At 71.5% G+C, this 14000-nt stretch carries 14 protein-coding genes; 3 read left to right on the plus strand and 11 right to left on the minus strand.

Annotated elements, in window-relative coordinates; all coding sequences use genetic code 11:
* Nucleotides 1-13: 13 nt before the first annotated feature.
* Together AVAK2825_RS09230 and AVAK2825_RS09235 are read right to left on the minus strand one after the other, a co-directional pair.
* Complete coding sequence (locus tag AVAK2825_RS09230) at nt 14-1177, minus strand: M14 family zinc carboxypeptidase (protein ID WP_284397004.1); 1164 nt, start codon at nt 1175-1177, stop codon at nt 14-16.
* The gene (locus tag AVAK2825_RS09235; RefSeq protein WP_272566145.1) at nt 1174-1956 is read right to left on the minus strand and encodes an alpha/beta fold hydrolase; all 783 of its coding nucleotides are present in this window, start codon (nt 1954-1956) and stop codon (nt 1174-1176) included. The genes AVAK2825_RS09230 and AVAK2825_RS09235 overlap by 4 nt, the downstream gene beginning before the upstream one ends.
* Before the next feature lie 99 nt (nt 1957-2055).
* Here AVAK2825_RS09235 and AVAK2825_RS09240 point away from each other — a divergent pair, with 99 nt between their 5' ends.
* The gene (locus AVAK2825_RS09240) at nt 2056-2613 is read left to right on the plus strand and encodes a flavin reductase family protein (protein ID WP_272566146.1); all 558 of its coding nucleotides are present in this window, start codon (nt 2056-2058) and stop codon (nt 2611-2613) included.
* Between the two features lie 63 nt (nt 2614-2676).
* Here AVAK2825_RS09240 and minE read toward each other — a convergent pair whose 3' ends face one another.
* From minE to AVAK2825_RS09265, 5 genes are all read right to left on the minus strand, one after another.
* Nucleotides 2677-2940 carry a cell division topological specificity factor MinE gene (minE, locus tag AVAK2825_RS09245; RefSeq protein ID WP_092744488.1) on the minus strand — a complete coding sequence of 88 codons (264 nt, stop codon included), beginning with the start codon at nt 2938-2940 and terminating at the stop codon, nt 2677-2679.
* Between the two features lie 3 nt (nt 2941-2943).
* Nucleotides 2944-3759: a septum site-determining protein MinD gene (gene minD / locus AVAK2825_RS09250; protein ID WP_284397011.1), complete on the minus strand. Its 816-nt coding sequence runs from the start codon at nt 3757-3759 to the stop codon at nt 2944-2946.
* A gap of 57 nt (nt 3760-3816) precedes the next feature.
* Nucleotides 3817-4599, minus strand: coding sequence for a septum site-determining protein MinC (gene minC / locus AVAK2825_RS09255; protein WP_272566149.1), 783 nt, complete (start codon nt 4597-4599; stop codon nt 3817-3819).
* 290 nt (nt 4600-4889) lie between these two features.
* Nucleotides 4890-5513, minus strand: a complete 624-nt coding sequence (gene pssA, locus AVAK2825_RS09260) for a CDP-diacylglycerol--serine O-phosphatidyltransferase (protein ID WP_284397015.1) — start codon at nt 5511-5513, stop codon at nt 4890-4892.
* Between the two features lie 116 nt (nt 5514-5629).
* On the minus strand, nt 5630-6091 hold the full coding sequence (locus AVAK2825_RS09265) for an Lrp/AsnC family transcriptional regulator (protein WP_284397018.1): 462 nt from the start codon (nt 6089-6091) through the stop codon (nt 5630-5632).
* 149 nt (nt 6092-6240) lie between these two features.
* Between AVAK2825_RS09265 and ocd the strand changes: the two genes are divergently transcribed.
* Both ocd and rocF read left to right on the plus strand, forming a co-directional pair.
* Nucleotides 6241-7374 carry an ornithine cyclodeaminase gene (gene ocd, locus AVAK2825_RS09270; protein ID WP_284397020.1) on the plus strand — a complete coding sequence of 378 codons (1134 nt, stop codon included), beginning with the start codon at nt 6241-6243 and terminating at the stop codon, nt 7372-7374.
* A 158-nt stretch (nt 7375-7532) separates the two neighbouring features.
* Nucleotides 7533-8501 carry an arginase gene (gene rocF, locus AVAK2825_RS09275; RefSeq protein WP_284397021.1) on the plus strand — a complete coding sequence of 323 codons (969 nt, stop codon included), beginning with the start codon at nt 7533-7535 and terminating at the stop codon, nt 8499-8501.
* 23 nt (nt 8502-8524) lie between these two features.
* Here the strand turns inward: rocF and AVAK2825_RS09280 are convergent, their stop codons facing one another.
* The 4 genes from AVAK2825_RS09280 to AVAK2825_RS09295 form a co-directional block, all read right to left on the minus strand.
* Nucleotides 8525-10645 carry an acetoacetate--CoA ligase gene (locus tag AVAK2825_RS09280; protein WP_284397023.1) on the minus strand — a complete coding sequence of 707 codons (2121 nt, stop codon included), beginning with the start codon at nt 10643-10645 and terminating at the stop codon, nt 8525-8527.
* Nucleotides 10646-10780: 135 nt separating this feature from the next.
* On the minus strand, nt 10781-11017 hold the full coding sequence (locus AVAK2825_RS09285) for a DUF6139 family protein (protein WP_272566159.1): 237 nt from the start codon (nt 11015-11017) through the stop codon (nt 10781-10783).
* Between the two features lie 192 nt (nt 11018-11209).
* On the minus strand, nt 11210-12040 hold the full coding sequence (locus tag AVAK2825_RS09290; protein WP_284397029.1) for a M48 family metallopeptidase: 831 nt from the start codon (nt 12038-12040) through the stop codon (nt 11210-11212).
* Between the two features lie 302 nt (nt 12041-12342).
* Nucleotides 12343-13971: an IclR family transcriptional regulator domain-containing protein gene (locus tag AVAK2825_RS09295; protein ID WP_284397032.1), complete on the minus strand. Its 1629-nt coding sequence runs from the start codon at nt 13969-13971 to the stop codon at nt 12343-12345.
* Nucleotides 13972-14000 lie beyond the last annotated feature (29 nt).

Consider the following 14000-nt stretch of genomic DNA (forward strand, 5'->3'; position numbering starts at 1 on the left):
TCTGCGCTGGAGGCTATTTTTGCGGTGATGCCTGGCCGTCCACGACGGTCAGATGTTCGTCCATCCAGCGCAGCAGGTCGCGCCACATCACGCGCACCTCGTCGTCCTGCGGCATGCGCAGCTCGTGCTGCAGCTCGATGGTGACCACGGGCAGCCCCAGGTGCACGCTGCCGTAGTGCCCGAGCGAGCCCGGGAAGATGCCCAGCTGGTCCAGCCGCAGGCGCCCCAGCCGGCTGGGCGGCGGCTGCGGGCCGTCGAAGTCGAGCACGCCGTAGGGCGCATGGATGCTGACCACCAGATCGGGCTCGAACTGCGCCATCTGCGTGTGCAGGAACTGCGATTCGGGCTCCGACAGCGCCGCGGGGCCGGGCCAGCGGCGGGGGTCGCGGCGGGTGCGCTTCTCCCAATAGATGGGGGCGTCGCGCTCCCAGTTGGGGGTGGGGAAGTTGCGGTTCAGGTCCACGCCGCGCGCGTTCACCCGGGTGGCGGGCCTGGCGAGCATGCCGTCCGGGTTCAGCGCGGGAATGAACCGCCAGTGCACCGGCCGCCGCGTGGGCAGCAGGCGCGTTTCGGCGAACCCGATCCAGCGCAGCGCGAGCGACGCCGCCGTGGGCTCGTCGCCATGCATGGCGCCCACCACCAGCACGCGCAGCGGCACCGTGCCCGGGGCCAGGCCGGCCGGCGGCACGTCGCGCCAGTACAGGGGGATGCCGTTGCGCGACAGCGCGCCGCTGGGCACCAGGTGGGCGGACTGGCACTGGGCCTTGGAGATGCCGGGCAGGCGCGGCAGGAGCAGCGGGCAGGCGGTGTCGGGCTCCGCGGCGGCCGTGCCGGGCGGCGATGGCACCGGGGCCGGTGCGGACGCCGCCTTATGCGGCGCGCCGGGGCCGGCATGGGAAGGGGCCACGCCCCGTTCCGGCGTGCGGGCCTGCGGCAAGGGCGCCTGCGGAGACCGGGGCTGCACGATCACGGCCGACTGCATGCCGGCCATGCGGGCAGGCACCGTCACCTGGGCGGTGGCCGGCCCCTCGCCGAGCGGCACGCGCGCGCCGCCCACCAGGTCCGGGTTCCAGATGCGCGTGCCCATCAGCGCCAGGGCCAGCGCCGCCCCCAGGGGCAGCAGCCAGGGCAGGGCGGCCGCGGCGGCGCCGCGCGGCGTGCGGTCGGCGGCGCTCAATGCAGCACCCGCTCGGAAGCAGCCAGGAACGCCAGCAGCGCGCCGTCGAAGCCGTCGGGGTCTTCCAGCTGCGGCCAGTGGCCGACGTGGGGCAGGTCCAGGTGGCGCGCATCGGGCAGCACCTGCGCCAGCGCCTGCAGCGCCTCGGGTGGGGTGCAGCGGTCCTGCTCGCCGCCCAGCAGCAAGGTGGGCATGTGCAGGCGCGACAGCTCGGCCGCACTGCGCGCGAACGTGGGCAGCGCCTCCAGCGCACGGCGGTAGGCCGAGCGGTGCACCTGGCCCATGGCGTGGCCCGCCAGGCGCACGCCCTCGGGCAATGCGCCGGTGCCGATGTGGCGCGGCACCAGGCGCTGGGCGATCTGCTCCATCGACTGGCCGGCGTCCAGCTCGGCCAGGCGCGGCGCCACCCATTCGTCCAGGCTGTGCGCATCCAGGGCCGGCCCGCCGCTGCACAGCACCAGCCGGCGCACCAGCGAAGGCTCGCGCAGCGCCACCTCGATGGCGATCATGGCGCCCAGGCCGTGGCCCACCAGCACGGCGGGGCCGCACTGCAGCGCCTGCAGCAGCTGCACGCAGCTGTTGGCCAGTCCCTTGAAGCTGTAGGGCTCGATGGGGGCGCTGCGGCCATAGCCGGGCATGTCCCAGGCCACGGCGCGGTAGCCGGCCGTCGCCAGGGTCTCGACCTGGGGAGCGAAGGTGAGGTGGTCGCCGTCCGCGTCGTGCAGCATGAGCACGGTGGGTCCGGAGCCGAGGGTCGTGAAAGTGGGTAGAAGGGCCATGAAGAGAACGGCAGGCGCCGCGGCCGCCGGCAGCAAATCGCCAGGCGCCGGACCATAATAGCCGACCCCTTCCCTCCGGCCGCCCGCGCCCGCGCCTTCGTGAACAGCCCCCTGCACCGCCCCATCGCCGCCCGTCCGCCCGGTTTCTCCACGCGCGAGTTCCGCGATGCGCTGGGCATGTTCGCCACGGGCGTGACCATCGTCACCGCGCGCGGCCCGGACGGCGGGCTCATCGGCCTCACGGCCAGCTCCTTCAATTCGGTGTCGCTGCAGCCCCCGCTGGTGCTGTGGAGCCTGGCGCACAAGGCCTCCACGCTGACCGCCCTGTCGGCCGGCTCCCACTACGCGATCAACGTGCTGGCGGCCGACCAGCGCGCGCTGGCCGAGCGCTTCGCCTCGCGCGGCGTGGACCGCTGGGCCGGCGTGGCCCACCAGCCGGGCATCGCCGGCGCCCCGGTGCTGGACGGCGCCGCGGCGGTGTTCGAGTGCTTCAACCGCAGCCAGTACGTGGAGGGCGACCACACGATCTTCGTGGGCGAGGTGGAGCGCTGCAGCCACCGCACGGGCGCCTCGCCGCTGCTCTACCACGGCGGCACGTTCTACACCGAGCACCCGCTGGGCGCCGCGCCCGCGCTGCAGGCCGAGATCCGCAAATGACGACGCCGCGGGCCCTTCGAGGGGGCACCGCGGCGCGGCGGGGACCGAACGGCCGGGGCGGGGCTATTTCACGCCGTCCGGCAGCTCGATCTTGACCTCCAGCACTTCCAGGTTGTCCTGGCGCTCCAGGTGCACCTTGATGTCGTCGGCGTGGATCGACACGTACTTGGAGATCACCGCCACCAGTTCGCGCTGCAGCGCGGGCAGGTAGTCGGGCGTGGAGGCGTTGCGGCCGTTGCGTTCGTGCGCGAGGATGATCTGCAGGCGCTCCTTGGCGACCGAGGCGGTCTTCTTTTTCTCGCCCAGCAGGAAAGACAACAGAGACATGCGTTACCTCCCGCCGAAGATGCGTTTGAAGAAGCCGGGCTTGTGCGCGTCGATGAACCGCAGGGGCTTGTCCTCGCCGAGGAAGCGGGCCACCACGTCCTTGTAGGCCTCGGACACGTCGGTACCCTGCATGTGGATGGCCGGCGTGCCCTGGTTGGAGGCCTGCAGCACGTTCTCGGACTCGGGCACCACGCCGATCAGCTCGATGCGCAGGATGTCCTGGATGTCCTCCAGCGACAGCATCTGCCCGTCTTCCACGCGGTTGGGGTTGTAGCGCGTGATGAGCAGGTGCTCCTTCACGGGCTCGCCGCCGGCGATGGCGCGCTTGGTCTTGCTGCCCAGCATGCCCAGGATGCGGTCGGAGTCGCGCACCGAGGACACCTCGGGGTTGGTCACCAGCAGCGCCTCGTCGGCGAAGTGCATGGCCATGAGCGCGCCGCTCTCGATACCGGCGGGCGAGTCGCAGACGATGTACTCGAAGCCCATGCCGGACAGGTCGTTCAGGATCTTCTCCACGCCGTCCTGCGTGAGCGCATCCTTGTCGCGCGTCTGGCTGGCGGCCAGCACGAACAGGTTGTCGCACTGCTTGTCCTTGATGAGGGCCTGGTTCAGGTTGGCCTCGCCCTGGATCACGTTGATGAGGTCATACACCACGCGGCGCTCGCAGCCCATGATGAGGTCCAGGTTGCGCAGGCCGACGTCGAAGTCGATCACCGCGGTCTTGTGGCCGCGCAGTGCGAGGCCGGATGCGAAGCTGGCACTGGTGGTGGTCTTGCCCACGCCACCCTTGCCGGAGGTCACGACGACGATTTTGGCCATGTTGTGAAAATTCCCTGCGTTGGTCCGAATGAAAGAAGAAGGCGGTCAGAACGGGTTCTAGAGCGGCTCGATGAGCAGCTTCTCGCCGTCGAGCCGCACCTGGGCCGGCTTGCCGCGCACGGCGTCCGGCAGCTCGGTCTCGGTGGTGCGGTAGATGCCTGCGATCGACACGAGCTGCGGCTCCAGGCACGTGCTGAAGATGCGCGCGCTGGTGTCGCCGCGCGCGCCGGCGATGGCCCGCCCGCGCATGGGCGCATAGACGTGGATGTTGCCGTCCGCGATCACCTCGGCGCCGAAGCTCACCACGGCCATCACGACCAGGTCGGCGCCGCGGGCATATACCTGCTGGCCCGAGCGCAGCGGCTTGTCCACCACCACGGTGGTCGGGCCGCCGGCGGGCACCTCGCGCACCACTTCGACCTCGCGGATGACTTCGCGCACCACCTCGCGCGGGGGCGGGGCCGCGTCGCGCGGGGCGTCGGCCGCCGGGGCATGCACGCGGGCCGGGGGCGCCTCGGGCGCGGCGATCAGGCCGGCGGCGTGCGCGGCCTCCATCTGCGCAGGGCTGCCGCCGCGCACGGCCACGGGCTGGGTGTGGTGGCCGCGCAGCGCGGCGCACAGGGCGTCGAAATCGATGGCGTCGCCGGCCTCGCGCACGCCGGCCAGGTCGATCAGCACGGGGTCGTTGTCGAAGAAGTCCGGGTCGCTCTCCAGCCGGGCGGCCAGGTCGGCGGCGAGCACGCCGACGTCGGTGGTCTTGAGCACGACCGCCACCACGGGCAGCTGGGCGCTCTTGAGGTCAAAGCTGGTGCGGGCCTGGCCCGCCGTGTCAACGGCCATGGATGGGGGGTGCGTGGTGCGGAAAAAAGGGGGAGCGGTACGCCCGGCCCGAAGGCGCGAAGTGTACCGTGGGGGCCCGCCGGTGCCTGTCGCGGGACGTATCCGCGCGCCACGCGTCCCACGGGGCGAGCCCGTGGCGCCGAGGCCCGGCCGGACAAGCCCATGCTTGCAGGCCGCGTGCGGCAGGCGCCGGCACCCTGGATCGAATCGGGCCTCAGCGCAATCAAATTACCGGCATGCAGCTATTATTTTAATAGCAACGCTCCGTCCCCCGAAGCCCGTCGCCCCCTTCAGAACTTGGGAATGCGGATGCGGCTGATCATGAGCGAGCCCGACAGCGCGAACAGCAGCACCAGCGGGTGCAGCGTGAACCCGCCCAGCGCCACGCTGCCGAACCACAGGTGCTCGCGCACCGCGCCCAGGGAGGCGGCCAGCGCCAACAGGGCCACGAGCACGATGGAGGTGGGGATCGGCGTGCCCTCGAAGTATTTGACCTTGCCCGAGCCTTCCGACAGCGTTTCGGCGGTGACGTTGTAGCGCGCCAGGCGCGAGACGCCGCAGGCCACGAAATACGCCAGCACGATGCGGTCGTACAGGCCCTGCATGCCGCAGGCGTAGGCGATGATGGCCGGGGCCACGCCGAACGAGATCACGTCGGCCAGCGAATCGAGCTCGCGCCCCATGGCCGAGGACTTTTGCCGCCAGCGCGCGATGCGGCCGTCCAGCACGTCGAAGATCAGCGCCGCCAGCACCAGCGCGCAGGCAAAGTACACGTGGCGCACCTCGCCGGTCTCCAGGAACGTCATGGACGAGAACAGCGCCCCCACGCCGCACACGGCGTTGCCCAGCGTGAACCAGTCGGCGAGGTGGAACTCGCGGATCATCGAAAAGCGCTTGGGGGTGGACTGGGACATGGACTCTCCTGGGTGGGTGGCGGCCGCCGTGCGCCGTGGAAGGCCGCGGTGGCAATGCCTGCCGATTATGGGCGGCGCCCCGAGGGGCGCACCGTCAGGCATGTCCTACGGACCCGCTACGGCCCGGCCGTGCCGCGCCCGCCGGACGCGATGGGCGCGCGCACGGTCTCCAGATGGATGCTGGTCTCGGTGTTGCTGATGCCCTTGATGAGGCGGATGCGCTCCAGCGCGTGCGCCAGCTCCGCCAGGCTGCCCACCTGCAGTTCGGCCAGCAGGTCCCACCGGCCATTGGTGCTGTGCAGCGCCAGCACGCTGGGCTCGCCCAGCAGCGAGGCCGTGACCCGGCGCGCGTCGTTGCCCTCGATGGAGATGCTGGTCCAAGCCTGCAGCCCGCCGCCGGTCTCGCGCTCGGGCCGCAGCCGCACCGTGTAGCCGACGATCACGCCCGTGTCCTCCAGCCGGCGGATGCGGTTGGTGACGGTGCCGCGCGACACGCCCAGCCGCGTGGCCAGCGTGGCGACGCTGGCGCGGGCGTTGTGGCGCAGCTGGGCGATCAGTTGCTGGTCGATGTTGTCCATTTCGGCAATTCCTTTGAGCAAAAAGCCAGTCTTTTGCGCTTATGCGTGCATTTTTGCCGATTTGAATTGGCGCGCCCTTGTGGGAGGCTAGGACCCATGCCGCCCCGACCCCCGTCGCGTGGCACGCCCACCGACGAGGAGCCGATCCCATGACCCCCGACCAACGCCCCATCCCCGGCACCATGTCCACCGAATTCCTGAGCGCCACGCGCGCCGCGCAACTGGTCGGCCGCACCGGCGTGGTGGAATGCCTGCGCGGCATGGCGCAGGCCATCGAAGAGGACTACGCCCGGTGGCAGGACTTCGACAAGTCCGCGCGCACCGCGAGCCATTCGCCCAACGGCGTCATCGAACTCATGCCCGTCGCCGACGCCCGCGACTACGCCTTCAAGTACGTGAACGGCCACCCGGTCAACACCCGCCGCGGCCTGCCCACGGTGATGGCCTTCGGCGCGCTGGCCGACGTGGCCACCGGCCACCCCTCCTTCCTGAGCGAGCTCACCCTGACCACGGCGCTGCGCACCGCGGCCACGTCGGCCATGGCCGCGCGCTACCTGGCCCGCCCGGACAGCCGCAGCATGGCGCTGATCGGCAACGGCGCGCAGAGCGAGTTCCAGGCCCTGGCCTTCGTGGGCCTGCTGGGCATCGGCGAGCTGCGCCTGTACGACATCGACCCGGCCGCCACGGCCAAGCTGGCGGCCAACCTCGCGCCGCTGGTGGCGCGGGGGGAGCTGGAGATCGTGCGCTGCGCCAGCACCGCCGAGGCCGTGCGCGGAGCGGACATCGTCACCACCGTCACCGCCGACAAGGCCTATGCCACGATCCTGCACGGCGACCTGGTCGAGCCCGGCATGCACATCAACGCCGTGGGCGGCGACTGCCCCGGCAAGACCGAACTGGCGGCCGAGGTGCTGCGGGCGGCCAGCGTGTTCGTGGAGTACGAACCCCAGACCCGCATCGAAGGCGACCTGCAGCAGATGCCTGCCGACTTCCCCGTGACCGAGTTCTGGCGCGTGGTGCGCGGCGAGGCGCCGGCCCGCACGTCGCCCGCGCAGGTCACCGTGTTCGACTCGGTGGGCTTTGCGCTGGAGGACTACTCCGCCCTGCGCTTCATGCGCGCCCTGGGCCGCAGCGCGGGCCTGCTGCAGCCGCTGGAGCTGATTCCCGACCAGGCCGACCCCAAGGACCTGTACGCCCAGATCCAGCCGTGGATCGCCCTGGGCACGCCCGCAGGCGCGCCCCCGCTGGTGCAGGCCGCCGCCCACCTGGCGGAAGCGCTCTAAGCACGGGTGGGCCGCGCCAGGACACGCCACCCATCGTCACCGTCCGCGTGCACACTGCACGCGCCCCATGCCGTTTTCCGCATGCCGCCAGACCGCATGCGGGTCAAAACTTTGGCGCCACGGCGCCCGCACGCCGTGCGTTTCCAGGAGATGAACCCATGACCGACACCACAACCCCCGCCCCGCACACGCGCGCCACCCTCATCGGCGCCCCCACCGACGCCGGTGCCGCGCGCCTGGGCGCGGCCATGGGGCCCGACGCCCTGCGCGTCGCCCAACTGGGCCCGGCCCTCGCGCGGTTCGGCGTGGACGTGGAAGATGCCGGCAACCTCTTCGGCCCGCCCAACCCGCAAAGCGCGCGGGGCGACCACGGGCTGCGCAATCTGGCGGAATGCGTGGCTTGGAACCGCGCGGTGCACGACGCCGTGTCCGCGCAGTTTGCCGCCGGCCGCATGCCCATCCTGCTCGGGGGCGACCACCACCTGGCGGTGGGCTCGATCAGCGCGGTCGCGCGGCACTGCCGCCAGACGGGCAAGCGCCTGCGCGTGCTCTGGCTCGATGCCCACGCGGACTGCAACACGCCCGCCATCTCGCCCAGCGGCAACGTGCACGGCATTCCCGTGGCGAGTCTGTACGGCTACGGCCCCGAATCGCTGTCGGCCCTGGGCGGCGCCGTGCCCGCGCTGCAGGGCGCGCAGCTGTGCCAGATCGGCCTGCGCAGCGTGGACGACGAGGAAAAGCGCCTGATCCGCGAGCTGGGCATCGAGGTGTACGACATGCGCTCCATCGACGAGCTGGGCATGCGCGAGGTCATGCGCCGCGCGCTCGACGGGCTGGAGGGCGAGGCCGGCGAAGGCGTGCACCTGCACCTGAGCTTCGACGTGGACTTCCTCGACCCCGAGATCGCCCCCGGCACCGGCACCACCGTGCGCGGCGGCCCCAACTACCGCGAGGCGCAGCTGTGCATGGAGATGATCGCGGACACGGGCCGCCTGGCCTCGCTGGACATCGTGGAGCTGAACCCCGCGCTCGACATCCGCAACCAGACCGCAGAGCTGGTGGTCGACCTGGTGCAGAGCCTGTTCGGCAAGAGCACGCTGGTGCGCGCCCGCCCCGCGGCCGCGTGACGGTGCGCTGACGCACTGAAGCGCTAATGCGCCGCAGCGGCGGCCGCGCGCTGCTGCGCGAACGCCACGTACCAGGGCAGGCAGCCCGGGTTGGCCATGGCGTCCTGGTTGACCACTTTGTCCAGCGGCTGGCCCAGCAGCAGCTTCTTGATGGGCAGCTCCTGCTTCTTGCCGCTCAGCGTGCGCGGCACCTCGGCCACCTGCACGATCTCGTCCGGCACGAAGCGCGGCGACAGCGCGGTGCGGATGGCCGCGGCGATGCGCCCGCGCAGGGCGTCGTCCAGCACCACGCCGCCCCGCAGCGCGACGAAGAGCGGCATGTAGCTGTCGCGGCCCAGTGATTCCAGATCGACCACCAGGCTGTCCAGCACCTCGGGCAGGGCCTCGACGGCGCGGTAGATCTCGCTCGTGCCCATGCGCAGGCCGTGGCGGTTGATGGTGGCATCGCTGCGACCGTAGATCACGCAGCCGCCGTGTCGGCCGATCCGGATCCAGTCGCCGTGGCGCCAGACCGGGCCCATGTCCACGGGCCCGTCGCCCCCGCCCGGCCGCCGGCCGTGGCCCGGCGGGTACATGTCGAAGTAGCTCGCCAGGTAGCGTTTGCCGTTCGGGTCGCCGCCCTGCCCGGCCGGGCCCGGCTCGCCATCGCCCCACAAGTACAGCGGCATGGACGGGATGGGCTGCGTGCACACCAGTTCGCCCACCTCGTCGATCACCGGCTGGCCCTCGGCGTTCCAGGCCTCGACCGCCGCGCCCAGCATGCGGCACTGCATCTCGCCGGGCACCTGGGGCAGCTCGCGGTGCTCGCCGATGAAGGCGCCGCAAAAATCGGTGCCGCCGGAGATGTTGTTCCACCAGATGTCGCCGTCCGCATGCCCCGACACGCCCAGCGCGCGGAACTGCGCCGTGCCCCAGGCCTGCACCTCGGGCGCGAGCGGCGAGCCGGTGGTGCCCAGCGCCCGCACGCGCGAGAGATCGCCGCAGTCCGTGAGCGACAGGCCCGACTTCATGCAGTTGGCGTAGAAGGCCGCGCCCGCGCCGAAGAACGTCACGCCCGTCTCGGCGGCGAAGCGCCAGAGCGTGCCCCAGTCGGGCCGCTCGCGGCTGCCGCCCGGGTTGCCGTCGTAGATCACGCAGGTCGTGCCCGCCAGCAGGCCGCTCACCTGCGCGTTCCACATCACCCAGCCGGTCGAGCTGTACCAGTGGTAGCGCTCGCCGAACGAATTGGGCTCGTAGCTGCAGCCGATGTCGTTGTGCAGCCCCTTGAGCTGCAGCGCCACCAGCACCATGCCGCCATGGCCGTGCACGATGGGCTTGGGCAGGCCGGTGGTGCCGCTGGAGTAGACGATCCACAGCGGGTGGTCGAACGGCAGCCACTCGGGCTCGAACGCAGCCACTTCGGCATCGTTCTGGCCGCATGCCCTAGAAAAATCTGCCGTGTCTGCTATGTTTTCAGGAGCGTGCAGGTGCTGCACCACCACCATGTGGGTGACAGAGGGCAGCGCCGCGCGCAGCTCGGCCAGCACGCCGGTGCGGTCGTGGTCGCGCCCGCCGTAGGTCACGCCGTCCACCGCGATCAGCACCTTGGGCGCGATCTGGCGGAAGCGGTCCAGCACGGCGGCCGTGCCCATGTCGGGCGCGCACACGCTCCACACCGCGCCCAGGCTGGCCGTGGCCAGCAGGGCCACCATGGCCTCGGGGATGTTGGGCAGGTAGGCGGCCACGCGGTCACCGCGCCGCACGCCCTGGCGGCGCAGGTGCAGCGCGAGCGAGGCGACCTGGCGGCGCAGCTCGGGCCAGGACAGCTCGCGGTGCAGGCCGCGCTCGTTGCGGCTCACCACGGCCGGCAGGCCCGCGGCGTGCGCCGGGTCCACATGGCGCAGCACCTGGCGCGCGTAGTTGACCTGCGCCCCGGGAAACCACACAGCCCCCGGCATGGCATTGCGCGCCAGCACGGCCGTGTGCGGGGTGGGCGATTGCAGGTCGAAGTAGTCCCAGATGCTCTGCCAGAACGCATCGAGGTCGGTGACCGACCAGCGCCAGAGCGCGTCGTAGTCCGCGAAGACGAGGCCGTGGCGGGCCTGCAGCCAATCCTGGTACAGGCGGATCTGGGGAACGAACGGGGGGGTGTTTTTTGTCTCCATGGCGCCGCAGCGTAGCGTGCGCCACCGCCGCTGTCACCGGGCGGGCGTCCCCGAATGGACAAAGCCGCCGGCCGGGTGCGGCGGGCGGCTTTGCGAGGGAGGCGGCAGCGGGGCGTTGCCCGCCGGGCCCCGGGGTCAGTCGGTCAGCTCGTGCACGCTGGTGATGGCGTAGCCCTTTTCCTCGATCTGCGCGGCCGGCTGCGCGATGCCGTAGTCGTCCCAGTGGTCGGCGTTCTCGTCCATCTCCTGGCCACGGGCTTCGGTATCCCAGTCCACGTTGATCGCCTCCTGCGGGATGGGGCGTCCTTCGGGCACGGCGAGGTGGGAGAACTTGCCATCGGCTTCGGCTCGGCGATAGATGTCTACGCGCATGTGGGAGTCCTTTTCGGAAATGAGACGCAAAGGCTGTCCACTCTATCGAGCGGGGTTCTGGCGGGGCGTAGGAAAACACCTCTCGCGGGTGGGACCGGAAGGCGCCCACCCCCCCCACGCCCTGCAAAAACCAAAAAAGGCGGCCGGGCCTTCGCCCGCCGCCTTTCTGGTTTGGCTGCCTTGGCTGGCCGATTACTTCGCCGAGGCCAGGTCGCGCATGCGGTCCGCACGGCCGCCCGCGTCCGGGTGGGTGGACAGCATGGCGTCCATGCCGCCGCTCTTGCCGCTCAGCGAGGCGATCTTGCGGAAGGCCGACTCCATGGCCTGCACCTTGTACTTGTGCTTCTTCATGAAGGCCAGGCCGTAGTCGTCGGCGGCGGTTTCCTGGCTTTGCGAGAACTGGCTGTTGACCAGCTTCTCGCCCAGGGCGCCCAGGTCGGAATCGGCCAGGCGGCCCACGCCGCCCGCGGCGGACGCGGCCTTGCGGCCGGCGGAGGCCATGTAGGCCGTGCGCATGGCCGACAGCGAGTGCTGCAGCTTCACGTGGCCGATTTCGTGGCCGATCACGCCCAGCAGTTCCTGGTCGTTCATCATGTCCATGAGGCCGCTGTACACGCGGATGGAGCCGTCGGCCGTGGCGTTGGCGTTCACGTCCTTGCTCAGGTACACCTTGAAGTTCAGCTTCATGCCGTCTTCGTTCACGTGCTTCTTGGTCAGGCGCGCCAGGCGCTGCGCGTACTTGTTGTTGGCCGGGGCGGCGTTCTCGGTGCGGTCTTCGTAGTTGCGGTACTGCAGCGAGACGGTCTTGAGTTCTTCGTCGGACACGGTCACGGCTTTGAACACGTCCAGCGCGGCGCCCGCCTTGTTCTCGGTGCTGCTGGAGCTGGAACCGCCGGCGCTGGCCGCGCCCAACACGCTGGAGATGGCCGAGGTGCCGGAGCCGCTCTTGCTGCCATCGCCCGTGGTGGCGCAGCCGGACAGCAGCAGGGCGAGCGCGACGGCGCTCAGTGAGAACTTCTTCATGGAAACACTTTCGTTGAGGTCTGGAAACAAGCGCCAATGGGGCGACGGATGCGGTGCTCGGGAGGCTCTGCGGCCCCTTGGCGGCCATGGAATGGACCGGGCAGGCGGAAATTGTTTCACGGGCGTTTGAAAGGCCATACGGTGTGGCGCCGCGAATGCATCGAGTTGTATCCACGGCCTGACCACCGCTTACGCCGCTTTACAAAGTAACGAAACGCCTTGGCGCCATAGGGTGAACCGCCCCGTACACAACCTTTTGTTTCAATAAAGAGGCCGCCAATGGGGAACGAAACGGCGCTCCGCTAAACCGCGACCTCAAAGAGCCGGCCCGACAACGGGGCCTTGGCCAGCACATCCAGCGGCACCGGCTGGCGCGCAGTGGTGATGAACAGCCGCCGCCCGTCGGCCCCGCCCAGTTCCACGTCGGTGGGACAGGGCACCGGCAGCGCGACGACGCGGTCCAGGCTGCCGTCGGGCAGAAAACGCACCACGCTCCACCCATCGCGCAGGGCCGTCCACACCCCGCCCTCCGCATCCAGCGCCAGGCCGCTCACCCGGCCCGAGCCCTTGGGCACGGAGACGAGGCGGCGCACGGCGCCGGTCTCGGGCTGCAGCGACAGGATGGCGCCCGTGTCCGGCACGGCGGCCCAGAGGGTGCCGTCCGCCGCGCGCCAGCGCAGGCACTGCACCGGCTCGGGCAGGCGCCAGCGCACCTCCAGCGGCGCGCCGGGCCGCAGGCAACCCACGGCGCTGCCGCCCTCGGGCGTCTCGCAGGCCAGCCACAGCTCGCCGCCGGCACCGCGGCAGACGGCCTGGGCCGGCAGCGCGGGCCAGGGGGCCAGGCGCTGCGCCGGCCCGCCCCGGGGGAGCGCGAAGGCGCCGTGGGCGCACCAGGCGATGGGCGGGGGCGCGGTGGCGGGGCCGGCACCGGTCGCTTGCGCCTCGCCGCTGCCGTCCTGCCCCAGCAGCAGGCCGTGCACGGGGCCTTCGGCCTCGGCCCAGAGCGTGTCGCCTTCGTCCCCCGGGCCCACCGCCCGCAGCGCGGGGGCGAGGGTGTCGGCCCAGAACAGCCGGCCGCTGGCTGCGCACCAGCGCGGGTGGGCGCCGTGGAACGCCCAGGGGCCGGGCACGGGGCGGGCCTCGGCGTCGCCCAGGGTGGGGCGCACGCCGTGCAACTGCGCGCCCACACGGCGCGCGGCCTCGGCCACCTCGGGGCCCAGCAACTCCAGCCGCTCGGGCGTGAGCCGCCAGGCCGGCCCGGCCACGCTGAGCGCGCCGCGCACCTGGCCCAGGCCGTCGATGATGGGCGCGCCCACGCAGCGCACGCCGGGCACGATCTCTTCGTCGTCGATGGCGTAGCCGCGCGCCGCCGTCACCCGCAGCTCGGCCAACAGGCGCCGCCGGTCGGTCAGCGTGCGGGGCGTGACGGGGCGCAGCACCAGTTCGCGCACCAGGGCATCGCGCGCCGCGCCGTCCATGGCGGAGAGGATGGCCTTGCCCTGGCTGGTGCAGTACACCGGCTTGCGCTGGCCCAGGGCGCTGGACGAGCGCTGGCTGTGCGCGCCATCGCAGCGCTCCAGCGACACCACGTCGCGCCCGTCCAGCGCGGCCAGGTAGGTGGTCTCGCCCGTCAGGTCGCGCAACGTGCGCAGTTCCATCACGGCCGCCGCGGCCAGATCGGGCATGGCATGGGCCTGGCGTGCCAGCTCGAAGCAGCGCACGCCCAGGCAGTACACCTTGCGCAGCGGATCGCGGCGCAGCATGCCGCGCGCCACCAGCGTGGCCAGCAGGCGGTAGGCCGTGGTGCGGGGCAACGCCAGCCGCGCTGCCAGGTCGGCGTGGCTCAGGCCCTGCGGTGCGGCGCCCACGGCGTCCAGCACGTCGAGGGCTTTTTCGAGCGCGGCGGTGCCGTCTCCGGGCGATGCAGGCATGTTTGTCTCACGAAATGGAATTCAGAACC

The sequence above is a fragment of the Acidovorax sp. SUPP2825 genome (genome assembly GCF_030158995.1).
Taxonomy (GTDB): Bacteria; Pseudomonadota; Gammaproteobacteria; order Burkholderiales; family Burkholderiaceae_C; genus Paracidovorax.

Excerpts from the sequence above, each read along its gene's own strand:
- AVAK2825_RS09235 (WP_272566145.1), bottom strand. The coding sequence starts at position 1,956 with ATGGCCCTTCTACCCACTTTCACGACCCTCGGCTCCGGACCCACCGTG.
- minE (WP_092744488.1), bottom strand. The coding sequence starts at position 2,940 with ATGTCTCTGTTGTCTTTCCTGCTGGGCGAGAAAAAGAAGACCGCCTCG.
- minD (WP_284397011.1), bottom strand. The coding sequence starts at position 3,759 with ATGGCCAAAATCGTCGTCGTGACCTCCGGCAAGGGTGGCGTGGGCAAG.
- minC (WP_272566149.1), bottom strand. The coding sequence starts at position 4,599 with ATGGCCGTTGACACGGCGGGCCAGGCCCGCACCAGCTTTGACCTCAAG.
- pssA (WP_284397015.1), bottom strand. The coding sequence starts at position 5,513 with ATGTCCCAGTCCACCCCCAAGCGCTTTTCGATGATCCGCGAGTTCCAC.
- AVAK2825_RS09265 (WP_284397018.1), bottom strand. The coding sequence starts at position 6,091 with ATGGACAACATCGACCAGCAACTGATCGCCCAGCTGCGCCACAACGCC.
- ocd (WP_284397020.1), top strand. The coding sequence starts at position 6,241 with ATGACCCCCGACCAACGCCCCATCCCCGGCACCATGTCCACCGAATTC.
- rocF (WP_284397021.1), top strand. The coding sequence starts at position 7,533 with ATGACCGACACCACAACCCCCGCCCCGCACACGCGCGCCACCCTCATC.
- AVAK2825_RS09280 (WP_284397023.1), bottom strand. The coding sequence starts at position 10,645 with ATGGAGACAAAAAACACCCCCCCGTTCGTTCCCCAGATCCGCCTGTAC.
- AVAK2825_RS09285 (WP_272566159.1), bottom strand. The coding sequence starts at position 11,017 with ATGCGCGTAGACATCTATCGCCGAGCCGAAGCCGATGGCAAGTTCTCC.
- AVAK2825_RS09290 (WP_284397029.1), bottom strand. The coding sequence starts at position 12,040 with ATGAAGAAGTTCTCACTGAGCGCCGTCGCGCTCGCCCTGCTGCTGTCC.
- AVAK2825_RS09295 (WP_284397032.1), bottom strand. The coding sequence starts at position 13,971 with ATGCCTGCATCGCCCGGAGACGGCACCGCCGCGCTCGAAAAAGCCCTC.